Source organism: Planktomarina temperata RCA23 (genome assembly GCF_000738435.1).
Classification (GTDB): Bacteria; Pseudomonadota; Alphaproteobacteria; order Rhodobacterales; family Rhodobacteraceae; genus Planktomarina; species Planktomarina temperata.
On the sequence record NZ_CP003984.1, the window covers coordinates 2495575 to 2518707 of the forward strand.

The 23133-nt window shown below is 52.0% G+C and carries 24 protein-coding genes; 14 read left to right on the forward strand and 10 right to left on the reverse strand.

Features of this window, described 5'->3' with window-relative positions; genetic code table 11:
• Entirely contained in the window at positions 1-927 is a 927-nt protein-coding gene (locus RCA23_RS11980; RefSeq protein ID WP_169701406.1) for an ABC transporter permease subunit, read from the reverse strand.
• A 174-nt stretch (positions 928-1101) separates the two neighbouring features.
• Positions 1102-2169 carry an ABC transporter substrate-binding protein gene (locus RCA23_RS16060; protein ID WP_052377164.1) on the reverse strand — a complete coding sequence of 356 codons (1068 nt, stop codon included), beginning with the start codon at positions 2167-2169 and terminating at the stop codon, positions 1102-1104.
• A gap of 287 nt (positions 2170-2456) precedes the next feature.
• Between RCA23_RS16060 and RCA23_RS16300 the strand changes: the two genes are divergently transcribed.
• Positions 2457-2600 (forward strand): SDR family oxidoreductase, encoded by a 144-nt coding sequence (locus tag RCA23_RS16300; RefSeq protein WP_081870971.1) that lies wholly within the window; start codon positions 2457-2459, stop codon positions 2598-2600.
• Here the strand turns inward: RCA23_RS16300 and RCA23_RS16570 are convergent.
• Genes RCA23_RS16570 through RCA23_RS12020 form a run of 7 tightly spaced genes read right to left on the reverse strand, consistent with a single transcriptional unit; the run spans position 2557 to position 8178 of the window.
• Positions 2557-2811 carry a hypothetical protein gene (locus RCA23_RS16570; protein WP_044050514.1) on the reverse strand — a complete coding sequence of 85 codons (255 nt, stop codon included), beginning with the start codon at positions 2809-2811 and terminating at the stop codon, positions 2557-2559. The two genes, RCA23_RS16300 and RCA23_RS16570, sit on opposite strands and share 44 nt — an antisense overlap.
• Before the next feature lie 15 nt (positions 2812-2826).
• On the reverse strand, positions 2827-3150 hold the full coding sequence (locus RCA23_RS11995) for a hypothetical protein (protein WP_044050515.1): 324 nt from the start codon (positions 3148-3150) through the stop codon (positions 2827-2829).
• A gap of 35 nt (positions 3151-3185) precedes the next feature.
• Positions 3186-3932, reverse strand: coding sequence for an SDR family NAD(P)-dependent oxidoreductase (locus RCA23_RS12000; protein ID WP_044050516.1), 747 nt, complete (start codon positions 3930-3932; stop codon positions 3186-3188).
• Positions 3933-3951: 19 nt separating this feature from the next.
• Positions 3952-5244, reverse strand: a complete 1293-nt coding sequence (gene rhmD / locus RCA23_RS12005; RefSeq protein ID WP_052377165.1) for an L-rhamnonate dehydratase — start codon at positions 5242-5244, stop codon at positions 3952-3954.
• A 42-nt stretch (positions 5245-5286) separates the two neighbouring features.
• Positions 5287-6264, reverse strand: a complete 978-nt coding sequence (locus RCA23_RS12010) for an ABC transporter permease (RefSeq protein ID WP_052377166.1) — start codon at positions 6262-6264, stop codon at positions 5287-5289.
• On the reverse strand, positions 6261-7112 hold the full coding sequence (locus RCA23_RS12015; protein WP_201770463.1) for an ATP-binding cassette domain-containing protein: 852 nt from the start codon (positions 7110-7112) through the stop codon (positions 6261-6263). Before RCA23_RS12015 ends, RCA23_RS12010 begins: the two co-directional genes overlap by 4 nt.
• On the reverse strand, positions 7066-8178 hold the full coding sequence (locus tag RCA23_RS12020) for a sugar ABC transporter substrate-binding protein (protein WP_044050517.1): 1113 nt from the start codon (positions 8176-8178) through the stop codon (positions 7066-7068). The genes RCA23_RS12015 and RCA23_RS12020 overlap by 47 nt, the downstream gene beginning before the upstream one ends.
• 171 nt (positions 8179-8349) lie before the next feature.
• On the opposite strand from RCA23_RS12020, the gene RCA23_RS12025 reads away from it, so the two are divergent.
• The 3 genes from RCA23_RS12025 to RCA23_RS12035 all read left to right on the forward strand — a co-directional run bounded on the left by RCA23_RS12025 (position 8350) and on the right by RCA23_RS12035 (position 11242).
• Positions 8350-9387 carry a LacI family DNA-binding transcriptional regulator gene (locus tag RCA23_RS12025; protein WP_052377167.1) on the forward strand — a complete coding sequence of 346 codons (1038 nt, stop codon included), beginning with the start codon at positions 8350-8352 and terminating at the stop codon, positions 9385-9387.
• 169 nt (positions 9388-9556) lie between these two features.
• Positions 9557-9730: an AlpA family phage regulatory protein gene (locus tag RCA23_RS12030; protein ID WP_044050518.1), complete on the forward strand. Its 174-nt coding sequence runs from the start codon at positions 9557-9559 to the stop codon at positions 9728-9730.
• Between the two features lie 858 nt (positions 9731-10588).
• Positions 10589-11242, forward strand: a complete 654-nt coding sequence (locus tag RCA23_RS12035) for a helix-turn-helix domain-containing protein (protein ID WP_052377168.1) — start codon at positions 10589-10591, stop codon at positions 11240-11242.
• 160 nt (positions 11243-11402) lie between these two features.
• Here RCA23_RS12035 and RCA23_RS16305 read toward each other — a convergent pair whose 3' ends face one another.
• Positions 11403-11591 (reverse strand): hypothetical protein, encoded by a 189-nt coding sequence (locus RCA23_RS16305; RefSeq protein WP_081870972.1) that lies wholly within the window; start codon positions 11589-11591, stop codon positions 11403-11405.
• Between the two features lie 201 nt (positions 11592-11792).
• Between RCA23_RS16305 and RCA23_RS12040 the strand changes: the two genes are divergently transcribed.
• From RCA23_RS12040 to RCA23_RS12090, 10 genes are all read left to right on the forward strand, one after another.
• Positions 11793-12689 carry a class II glutamine amidotransferase gene (locus tag RCA23_RS12040; protein WP_044050519.1) on the forward strand — a complete coding sequence of 299 codons (897 nt, stop codon included), beginning with the start codon at positions 11793-11795 and terminating at the stop codon, positions 12687-12689.
• Between the two features lies 1 nt (position 12690).
• Entirely contained in the window at positions 12691-13368 is a 678-nt protein-coding gene (locus tag RCA23_RS12045; protein WP_044050520.1) for a GltB/FmdC/FwdC-like GXGXG domain-containing protein, read from the forward strand.
• An 11-nt stretch (positions 13369-13379) separates the two neighbouring features.
• Entirely contained in the window at positions 13380-14720 is a 1341-nt protein-coding gene (locus RCA23_RS12050; protein WP_044050521.1) for an FMN-binding glutamate synthase family protein, read from the forward strand.
• A gap of 69 nt (positions 14721-14789) precedes the next feature.
• Positions 14790-16124, forward strand: a complete 1335-nt coding sequence (gene glnT / locus RCA23_RS12055) for a type III glutamate--ammonia ligase (protein WP_044050522.1) — start codon at positions 14790-14792, stop codon at positions 16122-16124.
• A gap of 710 nt (positions 16125-16834) precedes the next feature.
• On the forward strand, positions 16835-17479 hold the full coding sequence (locus RCA23_RS12065; RefSeq protein ID WP_044050523.1) for a hypothetical protein: 645 nt from the start codon (positions 16835-16837) through the stop codon (positions 17477-17479).
• Between the two features lie 167 nt (positions 17480-17646).
• The gene (locus tag RCA23_RS12070; protein ID WP_052377169.1) at positions 17647-18936 is read left to right on the forward strand and encodes a DNA modification methylase; all 1290 of its coding nucleotides are present in this window, start codon (positions 17647-17649) and stop codon (positions 18934-18936) included.
• Entirely contained in the window at positions 18933-19316 is a 384-nt protein-coding gene (locus RCA23_RS12075; RefSeq protein WP_044050524.1) for a DUF5681 domain-containing protein, read from the forward strand. Before RCA23_RS12070 ends, RCA23_RS12075 begins: the two co-directional genes overlap by 4 nt.
• Entirely contained in the window at positions 19294-20739 is a 1446-nt protein-coding gene (gene terL / locus RCA23_RS12080) for a phage terminase large subunit (RefSeq protein WP_169701407.1), read from the forward strand. Before RCA23_RS12075 ends, terL begins: the two co-directional genes overlap by 23 nt.
• 114 nt (positions 20740-20853) lie before the next feature.
• Positions 20854-21249, forward strand: a complete 396-nt coding sequence (locus RCA23_RS12085) for a DUF2924 domain-containing protein (RefSeq protein ID WP_044051546.1) — start codon at positions 20854-20856, stop codon at positions 21247-21249.
• Positions 21201-22862 (forward strand): recombinase family protein, encoded by a 1662-nt coding sequence (locus RCA23_RS12090; protein WP_169701408.1) that lies wholly within the window; start codon positions 21201-21203, stop codon positions 22860-22862. The genes RCA23_RS12085 and RCA23_RS12090 overlap by 49 nt, the downstream gene beginning before the upstream one ends.
• Positions 22863-23133: the final 271 nt, after the last annotated feature.

Consider the following 23133-nt stretch of genomic DNA (forward strand, 5'->3'; position numbering starts at 1 on the left):
TCAGACCGGCTCCTTCGAACGTCTCTTAGGAGCCCCTGGCGTCGCCGCATCGAGAATGAAACGTAGCATCAGCACTATCAAGACCGTAGATACTAAAAGAATTAGTCCGATAGCCGAAGCAAAACCCCAGTTTAGCAATTCTTCGATCTGAAAAACGATGAGGTTGCCGATCATTAAGTCCTTTCGTCCGCCAACCAGCGCAGGGGTGATGAAGAACCCCATGGAAAGGATGAAGATGATGATGGACCCGTTGCGCGCGCCAGACAGACTTAAGGGGAAGTACACGAAAAGGAAGGCGCGAAATGGGCTCGCCCCCAGGACGCGGGCTGCCTTGATCAGGCCGTTGTCGATCTCGACCATGACAGAATAACTGGTAAGAATCATGATTGGCAGCATGATCTGCACCATCGCGACATAGACCGCACCGGTCGTATAGAGCATGGGAATCGGCTCTGTTGTCACGCCGAGCGCGATCAGCAGTGAATTGATGAGGCCTTCGCGCCCAAGAACGGCCATCCAGGAATAACTACGGACCAGGATGCTGACCCAAAGCGGTAGGAGGATAAGGAAAATCAGGAAGGGCCGGATTCGCGAGCGGACGGTCGCCAGAAAATAGGCCGCGGGATAGCCAATAATGAAACAGAGGAGCGTCACGATGGCGGTTAGCTTGACCGTATTGAATAAGACACGAGGGTAGACCGGTCGAGAAAAGAACTTCTCGAAATGAGCCGTGGTGAAGTTGGGATCAAAAACACTCATCTTCATCAATTGGATAAGGGGATAAGCAAAGAAAATCAGCAGTAGCACTACCGCCGGCACCAACAAAACGAATGACTGGTCCGCTGTGAGCCGCTTGACGAACGCTAAAAGAGCGTGCCCGCGTATGCGAAGGTTTCCCTTCAAAAAGTTTTGTCTTTCGCCCAACACGGAACTTCTCTCCACAATGCAAACGGATTTAATATCGGGGTGCCCCGGTGAGGTACACACGTTAGGCCGCTAAGCTCACACGCTATTTACTGCCGCTAAAGTTCAACCATAACGGCTCTAGAGCGCCGATGCCCTTACATCCTTGGGTGTAAGGGCATCGGAGGTACTGCGAAACTATTCCAGCAACCACTCAATCCAACGTTCTTCCAGATTTTCCCGGTTTTGTCCCCAGAATGCCCAATCGGTCAAAAAGGACTTGGCCGCATTGTCGGGGTTTGTTGGCATGTTGGCGGCAACCTGAGGATCAAGATTTTCCATCAAACCGGCCACGAATCCGGGATAGGGAATGTCGTTGGCCCAATTGGCCACCCATTCAGGGTTGGCCCATGCGCTTAAATAGGTTTCCGCCGCATTCTTGTTATCGCAGCCGACCGGGATGCCGTAGTAACTGGAGTCGGTGTTCGAGTCCTGCCAAACCATGACCGCATCGACGCCTTCGTCCTGCATCACCTTGATACGACCGTTCCAAGCCACGCCCATGTAAGCTTCACCTTCTGCGATCAATTGAATGGGCTCTGCGCCCGCACTCCAAAACTTCACCACATGCGGTTTGATCTCGTCGAGCTTTGCAAAGGCCCGGTCCACACCCTCGTCGGTGCCGAGTACGTTATAGATGTTCTCTTTGGCGACACCATCCGCCAAGAGCGCAAACTCGAGATTGGCCACAGGGGTATCGTGAAGGGTTCGCGGCCCAGGAAAGGCTTCCACGTTCCAGAGATCGGCCATGTTCTGCGGGCCCCCGTTTGGGAAGTGGTCCGCGCGATAGACCAGAATCTCGGAGAAGGTGACGAATAGGAAGCCTGTTTTCTGTTTGGCAAAATCCGGCATGACGTTGTCTGGATCGGCGACGCTATAGTCGATCTCCTGTAACAAGCCGTCGCGAGTTGCGATCAGAAATTCGGAACCACTGAGTTCGATGACATCGAAGTCACATCGCCCTGAGGCGACCATGGCCTTAAGCTTGGCCACGCTGGGATCCGTTTCCAACTTGACCTCGAGACCCGTCCGTTCACCGAGAGGCGTCAGAAAATTCTTGGTGATGAGATCCCACGTAACGCCGCCGTAGCCGGCGACGCGGATCGGGTCAGCAGCGTTCGCGACTGTCGCGAACGCCCCCAATACAGTACTGGCGAATAGTCCAGCAACAGCTGATGTCAGTGTGCGTCGGTTTAGTTCAAACATGTTCCAATCTCCCTGTTACAAGCTCATCCATGAAACTAACGCTGATGAAAGCACCTTCGAAGCAGCCCATTTACTGCCCTTCTTAACGCGCTACCTTCGGCCCGTTTCAATGGGCTTTTCCTATGTTAACCTTAACAGGATTATGCTGTCGTATCCTGTGAGTCAAGTGTTAACCTTAACATATTGTCGTATCCTGAGGATCAATCGCATTTTTTGTTTTACAGTCAGAACGAACCATCTGGTCGACTGCGACGATCACTGTCGTCTCTGTTTGGGTGCGCGTATTCATGGCCGACGAGGCGAATGCGAGTTTCTTCAAACTTCAGGGCAACCCGGAAGAAGTGGCCTATGCCGCACTTTTTCTGGCGTCCGACGAAGCATCATTCGCTACCGGTGCCAGCTTGGTTGTGGATGGCGGTGCGACGGTTTGAGGTTTAACCTTCCATCCGCCAAATCAGCGGTAGCAAAAAACGGATATCCGGTTCTTTCGTCAATCCCGACCTTCATGATTGGCGTGATGTATCCCATCGCAACGAAATGCGAGTGGTCGAGAACAATCTTCAGCGCCGGCACCATCGCGACCAGATCGCGGGTGGTGTTTGGCGAGATCAGAATGCTGCCGGTGTGGGGTTCGATCAGCACCTCAACACCGGCGGCCTACCCTGCTTCGACCACCGGCGTCAAAGTTTCGACAGAGGTGCTCAAGGCGTGCGACCGGCTTTGCCCGGAGTTGAACATGCCGGGCAGGATAAAAACCGAAGGCGCGCTCGCGGATTTGGCAAAGGCGCCGGCGGCTATCAGGTCGGTCAGGTTTTGCGGGTTCGATGGCCCGGCCAGGTTGCGATCCTGCAGGTCATCTCCGAAAAGGTGAAAGAGGTTGGCCACGGGCAGTGGCAAGCCGGTGGCAATCTCGGCGCCATAGGTTTCAGGCTCGTTTAACACCCGCGCCTTGCCGAGGGCAGGTTCAAAGAAATAGCCCAAGTCGATACGCTGAGTTTCATGCCGTCACCTCCGAGTCAATATGTCGCCCTCCCGCCGGACAGATCAAACACACCGCCGGTGGTGAAACTGTTCTCGGACGAGGCTAGCCAGGCAATCATCGCCGCGGCCTCGTTCAGCTCCAGGAACCTTCCGCGCGGGATTTTCGACAGCATATAGTCGATATGTTCCTGGCTCATCTGGTCAAAAATGCGCGTGCGGGCCGCGGCGGGCGTGACGCAGTTCACGGCAATGTCGCAATCGGCCATTTCCTTGCCCAGTGATTTAGTCAGCCCGATCACACCTGCTTTGGACGAGGAATAGGCCGACGCATTCGGGTTGCCTTCCTTGCCTGCGACCGAGGCGATGTTGACGATCCGCCCATAATTTTGCTCCCTCATGTCGGCTGCGACCACCTTGTTGACGTGGAAGGCGCCAAGAAGATTCACGGCAACGATCTGGTGGAACTCCTCGACAGGATAATCGGCGACAGGTGCGTTCGATCCGGCGATCCCGGCCGAGTTCACAGCGATATCGACCCGACCGAAAGCATCTTTGGTTTTTCGATAAGCTGCTTCGACGCTTGACCAGTTGGCAATATCAGCCTTGACCGAAAGAGATCCGTCACCAAGTTCTTTTGCTGTCTTGCTGGCCAGCTCAAAGTCTGTATCCCATATGGCGACACGCGCACCGCCTTTGTTCAATTCTTCGGCGACGGCGTGACCGATACCCTGTGCACCGCCGGTTACAATGGCCGTTCTTCCGTCAAAATCGTATTTGTTCATCTGCTTCTCCTCACAATTATTATTTTTTTGAACGGTCGAATGGCCGGATCAGGTTAAGCGCATCGTGATTGAGCTCCAATCCGAAGCCCGGTGTGTCCGGAAGCGAAATATACCCGCTCTCGGGTAAAGGTTCACTTTTGAACATCGTGCCAAAGTTGGGTTCGATCTTGTCGGCCATTTCGCTCATCATCATGAACTCGGCCAACGAGACACAATCCAGCGCCATGGCCATGTAGTACCCGTAGACGCCACAACCGTGGGGGATCACATCCACAGAACGGGCGCTGGCCTGAGCGGCAACGCGGATAAATTCGGTCGGGCCACCCATCCACATGACATCCGGTTGGATAAGTCCAACGCCGGCATCCATCAGTTGCTCATATCCAAATCTTGTGTATTCATGCTCGCCTGATGCCAGAACAGTGCCGCCCGCGCGGGTGTTCATCTTGGCAGCCAATCGCCTGTGACCTTCATAGTCGTCGGGCATCAATGGCTCTTCGATCCACTGGAAATTGTAAGGTGCCAGACGTCGCGACAGTTCGGCGGCGTAATCTGTCGTCATGGACATGTAGCAATCCAACATCAACGGAAAGTCCGGCCCCACCTTCTCGCGCCAATTGGCAAGAAAGGCGATGTTGTCACCCATGCCTTTGATGCCATGGCCCGGGCCATATGGGAGGGGAACTTTTGCGCCGTGAAAGCCGAGCGCCTTGGCATGATCTGGGCGCGCTGTTGTGGCATAGACTGGGACACGATCCTTTGTGCGCCCGCCCATCAGATCAAACACCGGAGCGCCAACCGTTCGCCCGTACAAATCCCAAAGTGCCAGGTCAATTGCGCTGATCGCATGGACGCCCAGTCCCTTACGACCATAGTGGATCGAAGCGCGCCACATCTGTTCCCAGATCAGTGTCCGGTTCGCGGCGGTTTGACCTTCGACAAAAATCGACAAATGCTGTTCGATCAGATTGGCCGCTGCCGCGCCCCCTGTGCTGACGCCAATACCGATACGGCCGTCGTCATCTTCGATCTCAACGATGACAGACGGCACCGCTGAAACACCCCAGCTTTGCCGCGATCCGGCGTATTTGGGATAGCCCGACATCGGATTGGCAATCGGCGGATGCGTCGTCTGGTGATCCCAGCTTCCGTCGCTTTCGGGGCAACCCGCGATCCAGTGCGTATCGGGCGTGTCGTGGACATCGCTGGCGCCATATTGATCGGGGTTGCTGACCAGGGCGCGCACCTCCCGGATCACCGGTTGCCCGGGCCGAGGGGTGACATCACCTGATTTCGGTGGATGAAAATACATCTGTGAACCTTTGTTGCGCGCCTATATCATTGCCGGTGTTGGCTAACTGTCATCACTTCGTCCGCTGCGGATTTCATCGTAAAGAACCGCTGCCAACAGGATAAAGCCCTTGACCACCTGCTGCCAAAAGGTGGGGACCTGCGCCAAGGTCAATCCGTTGTTGATCATGAACAAAAGGATCAAACCAATCGCCGTTCCCAGGATTGTCCCACGCCCGCCTTTCAGGCTTGCACCGCCTAGAATGACCGCAGTGATCACGTCCAGTTCAAATCCCATGGCCGCGGCGGGCATGGCGGTGCCAGTACGGGCGGCCAGCATCAGACCGGCAAGTGCTGCAGTGGCCCCGCAGGTAATGTAGATCGCCAACTGCCACTTCTTTGTGGAGACGCCCGATAGGCGTGCCGCGCGTGGGTTCGAGCCAATGGCATAGACATAGCGACCGAACGTCGTGCGCGGCAAGATCAGCGCGAACACCAGATAGATCACGATCAGGATGAGCACGATATAAGGGATACCTACCCATTTGCCGGTGCCCAGGCTTAGCCAGGTCTTGTTGGTGATGATGATCTCGCGACCATCCGAAATGACAAAGGCCAGCCCCCTGATGATGGCCATCGTCGCCAGCGTCGTGATCAGGGGATTGATCCGGAAATAGGCAATCAGCGTGCCATTGGCAGCGCCGATGAAAATGCCCAGAAGGATCGCGGCGGAAAAGGCCGGGCCGACGCCCGAGCCGATGTTCAGAAGAGAGGCGGCCAGCATTCCGGCAGCGGCCATGGTCGAGCCGATGGAAAGATCAAACCCGCCCGCAATGATCACCACGGTTTCACCCGCAGCGGCAACGCCCACGATCACCAGCGCCTTTGCCACATTGATCAGGTTGTATACGGTCAGGAAATACGGCGATGCAAAACACAGCACGATAAAAACCACGAAAGTCGCCACAACCAGACCAGGGTTGATAGCCGAGGCTCCGCGGCCCCAGAGTTTGGAATTCATGATTGCTCCAAGCTGTTTCATGCGCCTGCCTCTTCGGGAATTCTGTCGCCCGTCATCATCTCGGTCATTATCGCCATGGTTTGCGCGGGCGGGTGTTCGTTCGGCTTCATCTCGCCTGCGATCTTGCCGCCGCGCACCACCACGATCCGGTCGCAGATACTGAGGATGTCGGTGAAGCGGTGGCTGACCAGCAGGATCGATACGCCGCGCGATTTCAACTCCGAGATCATCTCCCAGAGTTTGCGGATTTTCTCGGCTGAGAGCGCCGCTGTCGGTTCGTCCATCAGCAATGTCGACGGTTCGAATTGCAACGCACGGGCCACGGCAACCATCTGGCGCTCGCCGCCAGACAACATGCCGACCTCGCGTTCAACGTCGAAATCAAGTCCCATGTTAGCGATGTCCTCAGCGGCAGCGCGGGTCATGGCCTTGTTGTCCAACACACGGATCGGGCCATAGTTTTTCTTGATCTCGCGACCCAGAAAGATGTTTTGGGCCACGTTAAGATCCTCGCACAGGGCAAGGTCCTGATAGATCATCTCGATCCCGTTCTGGCGCGCATCAAGCGGGCTGTTGAACCGCACCTCGCGCCCCCGGAACTTCATTGTGCCACCGGTTGCCGGATAGACGCCGGACAGGAGTTTCACCAGGGTCGACTTGCCTGCGCCGTTGTCGCCGATGATGCCGACCGATTCAGCCTCGCCGATCTTCAGATCGACGCCGGAAAGCGCATCGACATTGCCAAACGACTTGGTGATGCCCGACAGCTCGATCAGCGGAGCACGGGCGCTGTTGTCAGCGCCCGTGCTCTTGGTTTCGGAATTATTCCGGGTAGACATCATTGATACTTCCTGCATCAAGGAAGACATGCTCCAGGTGAACTTCCTGCGGCACGGCCTTGCCTTCCAGAATGTCCGCCGCGACTGACAAAGCCCAGTCGGGATACTTTTCGGGATAGTAGGCAACACAGCCAAGGAAATTATTGTCCTCGACCGGTGTGCGTGTCGCGGCCACGCCAACATCGTCACAGCCGAGACCGATGGCCACGCCCTCGCGCCCGGCTTGTGCCAGCGCGTTCGACATACCAAAGGCACGCGGATCGTCAATGGCAGTCGCCAGAACAAATCCGGCACCGGGATGGCCCGTCAGCCAGTCTGTAGTCTTGGTCAGAGCCTGATCCGTGGTGCCAGCGTCAATCAGATCTTCATGAATCCGAGCCTCAGGAAGCGCACCGCAAACCGTCTGAACCCCATCGGCAAAGCCCGACAAACGTTGATTCGCGGCGTCACCATCGGCGGGGGCGATCCCAAGCAGAACCGAGACATCGTCGCAGCGTCCCAGAGCCTTGGCATGTTCAGCCGCCGCCTGACCGCCAATCAACCCGCTGACGTAATTGTTGGCACCCAGAAAAATCGCATTGGGGTGGAGAACGTCAAGGGACATGACGGGTATACCCGCCTCGTCAAAGATATTCATCACAGGCGCCGCCGCGCCGGAGTGCCAGTTCGATTCGATCACGACATCTGCACCCTGCAGCGCGATCAGTTCAGCGCAGGACACCGCCTTTTCAGCCTTGAAGTCGTTGTCGCAATACACAACCTCGAACCCGAGTTCGTCGGCCAGTTCGTAAAGCCGTTGATTGATTGCGTAGGAAAACGGGATCGCAGCCCAGCCTTCGGCGAAACCTACCCTTGAACCTTCTGGCAGCGCGCGCAGGTTGAGCGCATAGGGCGCAGAGGCATCCCCTGATACCACCTCGAACGCGCTCGTTTCGGTGTTATAGGACCAAAGCGCGAGTTCTTCGGGCAAAAGCGCGCCTGGGGTTCCGCCTTGCCTGCTCGCTTCAAATTCAGCTGCCGATACGGCAGGGGCCAGAACCGTGCCGCAAAGCAGGACGCACAGCGGCGCCAATTTCAGCGATGTTAAGCTTACCATTTTTTTCCTCCATGTTGCATTTCAATTATTGTCCGATTGCCATTTCTGGTTGTTCGTTTTTTTTCTTGACCAAAACCAAAGGGGTCTTGAAAATAACATCAAGTGTGTTAACCTTAACACCAATCGATCCAATGTCTAGCAGATTTTTTCAAGCGACCGAACGGAGCAGATGTGGCGACCTACAAAAACGAGCTTTCCAACGCTGGGTCAAGCCTGACATGTGTCGCAGAACATGCCGGTGTTTCTGCGATGACGGTTTCGCGCGTCCTCAATCAACCGAACAAAGTTGCAGAGGCGACCAGGCAAAAAGTGGAGGCATCGCTAGACGCGCTCGGCTACGTCCCGAACCTCGCTGCCAATACGCTCAGGCGCGAGCGCAGCGGTGTCATAGTCGCCATGGTGCCGACGGTTGAAAATTCGATCTTCAGCGACACCATTCAAGGCATCTCGGACATACTGGAAGCCGCGGGATATCAGCTGCTGCTCGGATGCACGTCATACGACCTGGAAAAGGAAGAAAAGCTGACACGCGCCTTTCTCGGACGAAGACCCGACGGCATTATTCTGACTGGAGTTTCGCATACCGATACGACGCGGGCACTCCTTAAAAATGCGGGCGTCCCCATTGTCGAAATGTGGGATTTTTCCGATCAGTGCAGTGAAAACTGTGTTGGCTTTGACAACTATAAAGCGGGATATGAAATTGCGCGTTACATGCTGGAATGCGGCTACGAAAACATCGGCTTAGTTGCAACAACGCTTGAACACGAAGCACACGAATTCCGCGCCGCAAAGCGCAGCGCCGGTATTTATGCGGCCTTCAGGGACGCAAACCGTCCCGCGCCATTGAGACGAAATGTTAGTGACCCCCTGGCGATTGATGAGTGCGGCGCTACCGCAGCAGACTTCGTTGCGGCCAACCCAGAATTTGACGCAATAATCTGTTCAAGCGAGGTCCTGGGCGTCGGGGCGATCAAAGAATTGCATGGCCGCGGTTGGCAAATTCCGGAGAAGATCGGTGTCGCTGGTATCGGCGATGCCAATATTGCAGGCCTTGTTCATCCCGGGCTGACGACGATCAAAATACCGGGAAAAAGAATTGGCGAGCGATCTGCTGAAATCCTCGTGGAGCGCTTGCGAGGTTCGCATGATCTTGCGATTCAGGAAGACATCGGATTCCAGCTGGTGGTGCGTGGCAGCACGAAGTGACGCCTGATATTCCTGATCACCACCTTCGCTGCGGGGCGCACCGTATTCCTGTGCCGAGGCGACTAATTTCAAAATTGCTAAGAGCTGTTCCTATCTGCTAGCCTCCATCTGCCTGGGTATTGTCGTAACCTTCGGCATCGCGATGCTCTTCAGAGATGGAGAGATCGTGATGAGGATACTTTCGAAACGCCAACTCAAGGAGCTGGTTCTTTACTCGCCGCAACACGTTGCACGTCTGGAACAGGCCGGCCTGTTCAACAAGCGGGTACAGCTGGGCCTCAACAGAGTGGGATGGGTTGAGGACGAGATTTTGGACTGGCTACAACAACGGTTGGACCAATGAACGGACGCCTGACCGACACTCCTCACGTAGGAGTATGGGTGGCCGGACGTGCACAGTTCGGCCACCTAGTTTTCACCCGATCACACCTCAAACTTTCCCAGATATATACACCTGCGATTGATCATGACGCGACCACGTGGAATGGAAGTTGCTACCGATCTCACTGGATGCTTTTGCCGCGCTCGGGATCGTTGTTGTGCAAAAGCGCCCCTTTGCCTTTCCTCCGAACTGCCTTAAGCAGACATTGGGTCGCTCCAACTGAACGGCAAACAAGTCCGCATAGCAGCCGTTAGTGCTTGGATAGGGCAATGTCTGCTTCTTCAGTTAATGGCAGTAAACAAAACCCCCGTCCAATGAAACTACAACGCTAATACTAAAGGCCCATGGTCCGAGACGCGGGGCACTGGGATTGGGGGCCCCGGTCCATGGTCCTGAGGCTTAAATGTAGGGATTAGGCACAGTAACCCCTGCCGGTGATCCACGGACCGCGGCCCGAGCGAAACCGTCCAACGCCACCTGTGCACATGTAACAACCTTAAGTAGGCCGACGGTGGGTGGTGAATGGACCGTGGGCCCTGGTTCTTGATGCCCGGTCCTAGGCAAGGTAGTTTAAGAACCCCGGGCCAGGTTTCATGTACCTGAATGGAGAGTGTTTTGTTATACGGCGAGGCTGCGAAACAGCCCGCTCCGTCTTAAGCTCGTTTTGTCTTACAGTGCCTTGAGGTAACACAAGCCGTCGGAAAGCCGTCAAAAATCAAAAAACCAAGAGACTGGATTTTCTTTTCATTCATAAATATCATACTAAAAAGAGAACTGATCCGGAGATCTTGTGGTCACAGCATAATATTGAGATCTATAATGAATATTGAAAAAATTACTCCAGACATGGTTGTAAAACTCACACAGGATCCCCACCGAATCACCGGAATGCGTGAAAAAATTCTTGAGGTGGCCATTGGTCGCGAAGTGCGTGCGTTTCGGCTACGCCAAGAGGTGACGGTCACTGAGCTCGCCAACCTAACTGGCCTATCGATTGGCATGCTTTCAAAGATTGAGAACGGCAACACTTCCCCGTCCCTCAAGACTTTACAGACCCTTGCCAATGCGCTGTCTGTGCCGCTCAGCGCGTTTTTACGCCGCTTTGAGGAGCACCGCGCAGCAGTATACACAAAGAATGGTGAAGGAGTTGAGACCGAGCGGGCCGGCACTCGGGCGGGCCATCAATATAATCTTCTGGGGCATATAGGCGCTAATACAAGCGGGGTAATCGTTGAGCCTTATTTGATTACCCTTTCAACCATGGCGGATGTGTTCCCAACCTTCCAACATGGTGGGATTGAGACCATCTATATGCTGGAGGGGGAAGTCGATTACCGGCATGGAGATGAGGTCTACACGCTTACCGCAGGGGACACATTATTTTTTGATGCTGACAGCCCACATGGACCAGAAAGGCTAGTACAACTGCCCGCCCGTTATCTCTCCATCATCAGTTACCCACAAAATAGCTGAATGCCGTAAAAACTTAGTCGAAAATCTTATCGCTGCAAAAACGGGGTAATGTGTTCGTCTGGCAACACCCCACAAGATCGGCAGGCCATCGTCAAATTGTGACAAGCAGTCTAGCATCATACAGCGATTTTCTATGAAACCTTTATAATTGGCCAATTCCTCAGGCAAATCGCGCACCACACGACTCAATCTGTACCCCCATTTCATATGCTAAACAGCCCGCATGGATGGTGATCATAAGAGGGATTGTTACGCAATAATACAATTCTACAAGGCTGGTGTTGGTAACACCAGAACTGGATTTCAATGCAGCCATTTGTGCGGTGAGGTGTGCCAATTGTTGTTCCACGAATTTCCTCTTTGTATTTTTACGATGCGCCTTACAACCAAAAGGATTCGACAATAGCTAGAACAAAAATAAATGAGTAAAATTTTGCTAATATTATTTACCTGAGGTGAAAATTTTTTTCCCATAGTTGATCCATACAAATTTTGGTGCTAAACTTCGACTTATACCAGTTCGGGTCATTTATTGAGAAAGGAATGCCGCATGTGCGGGATAGTTGGTCTTTTCCTTAAAGACAAAACAATGGAAACTCAGCTTGGAGCCATGCTGTCAGATATGTTGATCACAATGACAGATCGTGGACCAGATAGTGCTGGAATAGCAATATATGGTGACACCGCTGAAAACACATCCAAAATCACAGTCCAATCAGACACGCCGGATATGGATTTTAACTCTCTTAAAATCGATTTGGAAAAACAGGTCAAAGGCGATGTCAATCTGCGAGTTCAAAGCACCCACGCTGTGCTGGAATTGGCCTTAGATCAAGTGAACAGCGCCCGCCTAGCTCTTGAAGATTTACGCCCTAATTTGCGCGTAATGAGCATCGGTGAAAGTTTAGAAATTTACAAAGAAGTTGGCCTGCCAAAAAATGTGGCCGCGAGGTTTGAAATCAAAAGAATGTCCGGCAGCCACGGAATTGGCCATACGAGGATGGCCACCGAATCAGCGGTGACGACTATGGGCGCACACCCTTTCAATACCGGAAGCGATCAGTGCCTGGTCCATAACGGTTCTCTGTCAAATCACAATTCCCTACGCCGAAAACTGCGCCGCGATGGCGTGCACATTCAAACTGAAAACGATACCGAAGTCGGCGCAGCCTATCTAACGTGGAAAATGCAAAATGGCAGTAGCCTCGGCGAAGCCTTGGAGAGCAGTTTAAAAGATCTTGATGGTTTTTTTACCTTCGTGGTCGGCACAAAAGACGGATTTGGCGTTGTACGTGATCCCATTGCCTGCAAGCCCGCCGTGATGGCAGAAACCGAGCAATATGTAGCTTTTGGCAGCGAATATAGAGCCCTGGTCAACCTGCCAGGCATTGAGCAGGCTCGCGTTTGGGAGCCTGAACCCGCAACCGTTTATTTCTGGAAACATTAAAATGCAAACATATGACCTTGCAAACGGCAGCCTGCGTGAGCTCAACGCGACATTACATGCTCAAAATGAAACCACAAATCAAACCAGCTGGGAAATTACAAATCCGCGCGGTGCACATGCGATTGCATGCGGCCTAGATTCGCCAATCGAAGTAGCTATACATGGCTCAACTGGTTATTATTCCGCAGGCATGAACCAACAGGCCACAGTGAACATCAAAGGCAGTGCCGGTCCCGGCGTCGCAGAAAATATGATGTCCGGCAAAGTTGTAATTGACGGGGACGCCAGCCAATACGCCGGCGCCACTGGTAATGGTGGACTTTTGGTTATCAAAGGCAACGCCTCTTCGCGCTGTGGGATTTCAATGAAGGGAATTAACATAGTCGTCCACGGCAATATTGGCCATATGTCCGCTTTTATGGCGCAATCAGGCAATTTAGTGGTCTGTGGCGATGCCGGCGACGCGTTGGGTGACAGCTGCTATGAGGCTAGCATCTTCGTACGCGGATCAGTCAAATCACTTGGGGCAGATTGCGAAGAAAAAGAAATGCGCCCAGAGCATATGGAAATTCTGCGTGAGCTTTTGCTACAAGGCGAATGCGATGCAAAGCCGGCGGAATTCAAGCGCTTCGGCTCTGCTCGAACCCTCTACAATTTCAACGTCGATAATGCCTATTAAGGGATTAAGAAATGAACAATAATGACAGCGGTATCCCGCGCACCACGCCCCGGCAATCAGCAACGTTCACACAAGATATCAATAGTGAAATTCGTCGTGCTGCGGCTACAGGAATATATGACATTCGCGGTGGTGGCGCAAAGCGCAAACTCCCAACATTTGACGATCTTTTGTTTCTGGGGGCCTCAATCTCGCGGTATCCCTTGGAGGGATACCGTGAAAAATGCGACACTAATGTCACCATCGGTGGATTGAATGCGGCCAATCCCATCCATTTGGACATTCCCATCACAATCGCCGGCATGTCCTTTGGCGCGCTCTCCGGTCCAGCCAAAGAAGCGCTTGGACGCGGCGCGTCAGAAGCCGGCACGTCAACCACAACAGGCGATGGCGGCATGACGCCTGAAGAGCGCGGACATTCGTCCAAACTCGTTTATCAATATCTTCCCTCGCGCTATGGAATGAACGCTAATGATTTACGCAAAGCAGATGCGATTGAGATCGTAGTTGGTCAAGGCGCAAAACCCGGCGGTGGTGGTATGCTCTTGGGTCAAAAGATCAGCGACCGGGTGGCACAAATGCGCAACCTGCCCAAAGGTATTGACCAGCGCTCGGCTTGTCGGCACCCCGATTGGACCGGCCCGGATGATCTGGAAATCAAGATCTTAGAGCTGCGCGAAATCACTGGTTGGAAAGTGCCAATCTATGTTAAAGTCGCTGGTGCCCGCCCCTATTACGACACTACTCTGGCCATCAAAGCTGGAGCAGATGCAATTGTCTTGGACGGCATGCAGGGCGGCACAGCGGCTACCCAAGATGTGTTCATCGAACATGTAGGCCAGCCAACCCTGGCCATCGTGCGCCCAGCCGTCAAAGCCCTACAAGACTTAGGCATGCACCGCAAAGTGCAACTGATCCTCTCGGGCGGTATTCGAACGGGGGCTGATGTGGCCAAAGCTATGGCGCTTGGGGCCGATGCAGTAGCCATTGGCACGGCCGCGTTGATTGCGCTTGGCGACAATGATCCAAAATGGGAAACAGATTACAACAAACTCGGCACAACCGCCGGTGCTTATGATGACTGGCATGAAGGACAAGACCCCGCGGGCATCACAACGCAAGATCCAGAGCTAATGAAACGCTTTGATCCCATTGAAGGGGGCCGGCGCCTGCGTAATTATCTCAAGGTGATGACTTTGGAAGCGCAAACCATTGCACGGGCTTGCGGAAAAAACCACCTGCACAATTTGGAACCAGAGGACCTGGTGGCACTGACCTTGGAAGCGGCAGCAATGGCGCAGGTTCCATTGGCGGGCACGGATTGGTGGCCTGGAAAATCTGGATTATTTTGAACCTCAGGGGCGCGGCGCATTACGGGCCGCACCCTATTTCATATCAAAGACCAATAGGGAAAAAAGACCATGGCAACAGATCTGGCAAAGTTCGCTGAAGATAACAACGTCAAATACTTCATGATTTCATTTACTGATCTTTTCGGTGGGCAACGGGCAAAACTGGTGCCAGCACGCGCCATTGGCGATATGCAAGAAGATGGCGCAGGATTTGCAGGATTTGCCACTTGGCTCGACCTCACCCCGGCCCATCCCGATATGCTGGCCATTCCCGATCCAGAAGCGGCTGTCATTCTGCCTTGGAACAAAGAGATTGCTTGGGTTCCAGCCAATTGTGTCATGGAGGGCGAGGATGTAGCCCAAGCGCCACGCAATGTTCTGCGCCGCTTGATAGCACAGGCCGCCTCCAAAGGGATGCATGTGAAAACTGGGATCGAAGCAGAATTCTTTTTGCTCACCCCAGCAGGAGACAGAATTTCTGATCCCTATGATACTGCGGCGAAACCCTGCTACGATCAGCAAGCCTTTATGCGCCGCTTGGATGTGATCCGCGAAATCAGCGATTATATGCTTGAATTGGGCTGGGGAGCCTATCAAAACGACCATGAGGACGCTAACGGTCAATGGGAGATGAACTGGGATTTTGACGATGCTTTGGCCACCGCAGACAAGCATAGTTTCTTTAAATTCATGACCAAGACCGTCGCAGAAAAACATGGTTATCGGGCAACGTTCATGCCCAAGCCTGTTGAGGGGCTGACAGGCAATGGTTGCCACGCCCATATTTCGGTTTGGGATGCCCCCGGCGCTGCAGCTAAAACAAATATCTTTGCTATGGAGGCAAACGACAGCAGCCAAACTGCCGAATTGGGGCTATCCGAAAAGGGCAAGCATTTCTTAGGTGGGATCATGAAACATGCCTCCGCGCTAGCCGCTATTACTAATCCAACCGTTAACAGCTACAAACGGATCAACGCGCCACGCACAACATCTGGCGCAACTTGGGCACCCAATACGGTGACTTGGACGGGCAATAATCGTACCCATATGGTGCGCGTCCCCGGCCCTGGCCGTTTTGAGCTTCGCCTTCCAGATGGGGCAGTTAATCCATATTTGCTGCAATCGGTCATTATTGCTGCTGGCCTGTCCGGCGTCCGAGCGCAGGCTGATCCTGGGAAACGCTATGATATTGATATGTATGCTGAGGGCCATAAAGTGCGCGGCGCGCCAAAGCTACCGCTCAATATGCTTGATGCCTTGCGTGAATATGACAAAGACAAAGGGCTCAAAGCGGCAATGGGTGAAGAGTTCTCAGCCGCCTACCTGAAAATGAAACAGTCTGAATGGAATGACTTCTGTAGCCACTTTAGCGATTGGGAAAAAGCTAACACCTTAGACATTTAATTATATGCCCAGGCACCCGATAATAACCGCGCCTTTAGGCAGGGATCCGGATACCCAACTATCTGTGCAAAGCAATAGGTGCTGTCAGACGAATGAGAACACGCATCGGATTGCTGGTGCAGCCTGAATCTATGCGCTCAATAATTGGCACCACTCAGCGAGAACAGCAGCTCGGTTCAGCTTGAAACTAGTGCGTGAATAAAGATGCAGTTACCAAACAAAACAATCCCCCAATGAATCCACTAACCGAACACTAAAGGCCCGTGGTCCGAGACGCGGGGCCTTATGATAGGGGGGGCTGGTCCGCGGGCCTGAGGCTTAGCTGGAGAAATTGGGCACAGTAACCCCTACTTTTCAGCGGTCAAATATCTGCACATCAGACGCTGCGACATAGTTACGGCACTAAACAAGGCTTCAGTTCGAAATGATGTGTGAGTTGTGGCTTGCCTAGGCGCACCAAATAGCAACTTAGTCAGACTAACGATGAAACCTAAGTGAAACCTTTTTGGCACAAAGTCACTGATGATTACGCCAACATATCCGCTAAGTTATTGATTTAAGTGGTGCCCCCACACGGACTCGAACCGCGGACCTACTGATTACAAATCAGTTGCCCATAAAAACTCACACCACAGTTCAAATGGAATCGCATTTGCCAATAAGAGCAATCAAGCTATTTTTACGCATGATTAAATCAGTCTGAGATATACATGAAAGCCAATTTGAACTTCAATCGCCGCCAATGGCTCGCTGCTACTTTTGGATTTTTGGCCACCTCAATAGCCAGCCCCATACTCGCACAAACAAGAATTCGCCGCATCCGAACTCAATATATCGCAGCGCTTGGAGCCGAGGGCGCTACTTCAGGAACAGGCGCGGAAACGTGGGGTCTTTGGAAGGAAGATCCTGGTGCAATTGGCGTATGGCTTAGGCTCTATCAGACACTCCAAAAGGCGGGTAATTTGGCCCCTGCCGGCTGGAGGTTTGACATTGATGATTGGTGGCTGGATGAGAACGGCCTGATCATGAAGGCTCCAGAATTTCCAATCCCTGCTGGGCAGTATTTTGTTACAAATGGTGAGGAACACTTCTCTTTACTCACCATCGAAGAGCCCGATGCAGAAGGGAAACAATCTTGGTCACTGTCAGACGATAAAACACTTGCGAATGTGACCCATGGGCCATGTAGATCAGCGCGGTATACGCCCGAGGGTGAAAGTGGCACATGTTCGCCAGAATTCGCAGACCGCTCTGCGTTCCCTTTAAAGCCAGGGGAATCACCTCCTTTAGTCAGCGGATGCAATCGAAAAAATTATGCGGTTTTAATTGTGATTGGTGTACCTTCCACAAGTTAATTTTCTGATACAGCTTACTATTGTTCATTTTGCGATCGATCATAATTAAATCGCTTTGGATTGAACCTATTTAATGGTATTATTGAAGCGTGCAGTGTGCATGACGAGCTAATTTGGCTCGTGTATAGCTTCAAGAATGAAGCCCTAAATCAACGGAAGGAGTTGGCATGTTGCTGACCACTTGTTCGTTGGGTCTTGGGGAGCTTCGTTCTTCAAACTCAACACCTCACAAACACTCTCAACGCCAAATTAAAAAGGCAAAGGACCTCTTTGCAAAACAAGGCATCGTTGTTCCTATTATTGTGGACGAACACCATCACATAATTGATGGGCATCTTCGGTTCATGGTGGCGCGGGAACTTGGCATCGAAAACCTCAACGCAGTTATTGTCTCTAAGGCATCAAGCGCCAAGATTATCGAACTGGAATTAGCCCTCAACCGCCTTGGAGAAGACAGCAACTGGGATGAGGCACGCTTAAGGGAAAAGCTAGAGCAGCTCTTAGAGTTCGATGTTGATTTGAGCTTCACAGGGTTTGAACAAGCTGAGATTGATAAAATACTTCACTTTGAAATTATTGATGAGGCCGAACAAGATTGGGGCGGCACAGACCCCGTAACAAGGCCGGGCGATATATGGCGCGTTGGCGACCACATCATTGCCTGCGTAGACGCATTATCACCAGAAGTGGCTTTAAGCGAACTGGATAACCCGCCTTTGGCCAAAGTCTGCGTAACAGACCCTCCATACAATGTGCCAACAAAAGGTCATATCAGAACCAGCCATGATCATCAGGAATTTGCCATGGCTGCTGGCGAGATGTCAGACGCAGAGTTCGAGGAGTTCCTAAACGCATTTCTAAGATCAGCTCTCAACCTTACAACAGACAAGGCCCTTTTCTATGTCTGTATGGACTGGCGCCATATCGACCTTTTGAACGCAGCCGCAAAGACACAACGACTGACGCCCCAGAACTTGTGTGTTTGGGCCAAGACAAATGCAGGGATGGGATCGTTTTATCGCTCACAGCATGAATTGGTTGCTGTCTACAGCCGAGCTAAAACCTTCCAAAATAATATCAACCTCGGAGCAAGTGGCCGATACCGGACAAATGTTTGGCACTATGATGGCGTAACCAGCTTTGGCCCCACACGAACCGAAGATTTAATAGATCACCCTACCGTAAAACCCACCCAGCTGATTGCAGACATTATCTTAGATTGTACCTCGATCGGTGACTGGGTGTTGGATCCATTTTTAGGGAGCGGCACCAGCTGCCTCGCTGCAGAGCGGATTAATCGCCGCTGTCTTGGGCTGGAATTAGAACCCAAGTTTGTCGATGTCGCTCTCAAGCGGCTTAAAGAAAGATGCAGCTTAGACGCCGTTCATGTTCAGACGGGTAAAAGCTATGCTGACATTAGCAGTGAGCGCCTCACAAAGAGTGAGGGCGCAGCATGACTTATGGGAACCCTCCAAAAAAACATCAGTTCATAAAGGGCCAGTCCGGCAATCCAAAAGGCCGCCCACGCAAAAAATTGCAAACCGGCACCACTCTCGCCGATGACCTGAAGCGCGAGCTTAGTGAAGAAATTACGGTCAAGAAAAATGGAGAGACCAAGCGCGTTACCAAGCAAAGCGCTTTAATATCTTCAATAGCAACCTCGGCAATAAATGGCGGCAGTAGCCAGCAACGCCTCCTTGTCCAAATTCTAAGCATGTCTGGCATGGACAAAGACAACCCCATCGACGCTAAAGAGCTCCAGAGACATGACGAAGCTCTCTTGTTGGAATTGCAGAAACTTGGTTTTAAAATTGATGAGGCTGATCATGACACATAACATAAGCCAGAGGACTTTAGACGCCCTTCTTCGGCGGTCGCCCAGCCTGTTCTTCACGCATCTGTTTCCAAAGATCGATACGGTTCGCGACTTTGAGTGCTCGTGGCACCTTCATGCCATAAGCCAGCATTTGCTTGAGATGTATCATGGCACATGTCTGCGCTTGATCGTTAACGCTCCGCCGCGCTCGTTAAAGACCTCTTTGGCAAACACCTATTTTATACCTTGGCTGCTTGGACAGGATCCAACCACCAAAGTCATGGTTGTCACCTACGGCGATGACCTTTCTTCAACACTCGCAAAAGCCACGAAGAAAGTGTTTCTGCATCGTGAATATAAGAGAATCTTTCCACACACCGTTTTAGAAAATGACAATATGCAAGCCACTAGGTTGCGCACATCACAAGGTGGCCATGTTATCTTCACCTCCCTCCATGGAGTGATGACCGGCCTTGGTGCAGATTGGATTATCCTCGATGACCCCCTACAGGCGGCCCATATGCGATCTGAGACCCGCCAGGATGATGTCATCCAAGTGTTTAAGCAAAGTATCAGCACGCGCCTCAACACTCCAAAGGACGGTAAAATCCTTCTCGTACAGCAACGCATCAGCCCAAATGATTTGTGCGGCGCATTAACTGACGTGCCCGCACATCCTTGGAAGGTTTTATGTCTGCCAGCCCGCTTTGATGAGCCAGCCCAATTTTATTTAGGATTCTCTAAGTGGAAAGATGTCGCAGCAGGGGATCTTCTAACACCTGCGCGAATGCCAGAGGCTTTTCTCAATGAGAAAAAAGCTGAGATGGGCGATGCAGCCTATTATGCGCAGTATTTACAAAAGCCTCTTCATGAGAGCGACTGTCCGATTGATTTTAAGAAAATTAAGCACATCAGTAGGGAGGAGTTTGATGAAATCAGTCTTGCACCCACAATTTATCAAAGCTGGGATACGGCGCTCTCGGACAAACCATCCGCCGATTATTCTGCAGTAACAACTTGGGCAAAGTTTGAGGATGGCCGTTATGTATTGCTTGATGCAGCGCGCTACCGCGTCACGAGCGAAAAACTTCAGAGCATAATCGTGCAGAAAGCGTTGGCGCATTCCGCACGATTTGTCTGCATTGAAAAGGCAAATCATGCGGCTGATCTTATTCGAATGGTCGCGCCTGAGATGCCGGATGGGTGCATTGTGAGATCCGTACCAACAGGTGGAACCTCTAAAATGCAGCGGCTGGAGGCACAGCTGCATAAGATCAACACTGGCAAAGTGTTCTTCTTAAGTGACGAGCCGAACCTTGAGCTTGTTAACAATGAGCTGCGGCAATTCCCGAATGGACGCTATGATGACCTGGTCGATAGCTTCTCACAGGCGCTTGCTCAAATGGGGACTGGCAGCGGCGTACCAGTTTGGCACATTAGCTGAGATTGATAGATCTGAAACTTTGGACTGGACTACGCCCCAACCGTAAGCCTGTATGCTCCTAAGCTCGAATACCATCGGGCTTTGCTCAGTGACAATGATCACAAGGAGCAAAATTTGGACCCCTCATTTGAAACTTTAAAAACCGCAAGCCGCGCTGATCTCATTGATGCATGGCGCAAGGCTATCGGCAGGCCGGCGCCAAAACACATTAGTCGATCACTTTTGATCACCGTTCTTTCTTTTGAGCAGCAGGCAAAACAGTATGGGAGGCCAAACCAAAGGTTCCGCCAAGCCTTAGAGCGCCAAGTTAGCGGCAAAGCCTCCAAGCCCAAGCTGCAATCAGGAACGCGGTTTGTACGCGAGCATCATGGCAAGACCCATGTTGTCGAAGTAGACGCGGCGGGGGCCTTTATCTGGCAGGGCAAATCCTTTGCATCCCTATCTCAGGTCGCCAAGCAGATATGCGGCTATCACTGCTCCGGACACAAGTTCTTCGGGGTGACAAAATGAGTTCAGCCCCACGTCAAAAAATCCGTGCAGCCATCTATACGCGAAAATCTAGGGAAGAAGGTCTCGAGCAGGAGTTCAATTCTTTAGACGCCCAACATGAGGCCTGCGCGGCCTACATTACCAGCCAACGACATGAGGGCTGGAAACAATTAAAGGGCCGCTTCGATGACGGAGGGGTATCAGGAGGAACTATGGATCGCCCTGCACTCACGCGCCTTTTGGCGGATGTAGATCAAGGCCTGGTTGATATGATCGTTGTCTATAAGATCGACCGATTGACGCGCTCCTTGAGCGACTTTGCCAAATTAATTGACCGGCTGGAGGCGAAGGGCTGCTCTTTTGTGTCCGTGACACAATCTTTTAATACGTCGACATCCATGGGGCGCCTAACACTGAATGTGCTTCTATCATTTGCTCAATTTGAGCGTGAAGTCACAGCCGATCGCATTCGCGATAAAATTGCGGCCTCAAAAAAGAAGGGTATGTGGATGGGCGGCCGGGTGCCCTGGGGATACGCCATTCATCCCGATCCAAAGGTTCAATCCTTAGAGATACATCTCGAGCACGCCAAAGATATCCAACGGATATATGATCTATACGAGGAACTTGGATGCTTAGCGCAGGTTAAAAGCCAAATTGATAGCCTATGGCCAGAGCGCAATTATAGCCGTGGCCGTATCTATAAAATCTTAACCAACCCAATCTATATTGGTAAGATCCGCCACAAGACCGACATCTATGAAGGCCTTCATTCCGCCATCATCGATGTGGCGCAATTTAACCGGGTTCAAGAACAGCTCAAACTCAAATCAGCCATCAAACGTGGGACCCACCCTACGCGAGGATTGTCCGCCTGCTTGATCGGAAAAATCTACGACGAGACTGGAGATCGCCTTACGCCCTCCAACACAAAACGTGTGGGCCGTATGCATCGATATTACTACTCCAATCGCCTGACGATCAAAGGCGCTGACCCAACAGGCTGGCGCATCAAGGCAGAGACACTTGAGACGGCTTTATCCTCGATGGTAAAATCCAATCTTATGCAGGCCTGCCAAAATCCTGACATCAAAGATGGCCTCACAGCTCATGAGCTTACCCAATACATAAGTTGTATAGACACACTGAAGTCCCAAGCAGCATTGAAGCTCATCTCTCGCGTAGATTTAACCAAAGGCAATATAACGATCGCCATTAATCAAAAGGAGCTTGAGAAGCTTCTACAATGCTCTTCAAACCTAATAGAGGCAGAGCGATTAACATTTAACGAACCCATTACATTCCAACGCAGGCAAAATGGTACAAAGCTTTTCTGGGCCCAATATGAAACAGGCCCGAGACTGCATCTCATCAAGGCCCTTCACGATGCTCACACCTGGCTCGACCTGTTAAAATCCGGCAAACAGATTACCGACATTACTCAAGCCACAGGACTTCTCGACGGGACTATTTGGAAGCGTGTTCGGCTCGCATGTCTGTCGCCAAAAGTTCAAAAGGCCATCCTTAACGGAACATTAAATCCAGAGTTCACCATTCGCTATTTGCAAAGCAAGCGTGTGCCTGCAACCTGGGTTGAACAAGACAAGCTCTTAATCAGTAAAGTTCCCTGTTAATGCCTATTTAATTCCCTGTTAATTTTGCCCAGCGCGCTTCTAAACACCAATAATTTATGGCTATTACAGCGTTTTTAGACATTTCCAAAACCCAAAAAAAGAAAATTCCCTGTTAATTTCCCTGTTAATTGCAAACAACAGGGAAACTCGTGCTGCCTAAATATTGCCTCAGAGGAATAGGTTGAAACGGGGTAATTCTCGCGCGAGAGAAAATCCTCAGATCAAAAATCTGAAAATAACAGCCTGAAAAGACGGGTATAAAAACCGGTTA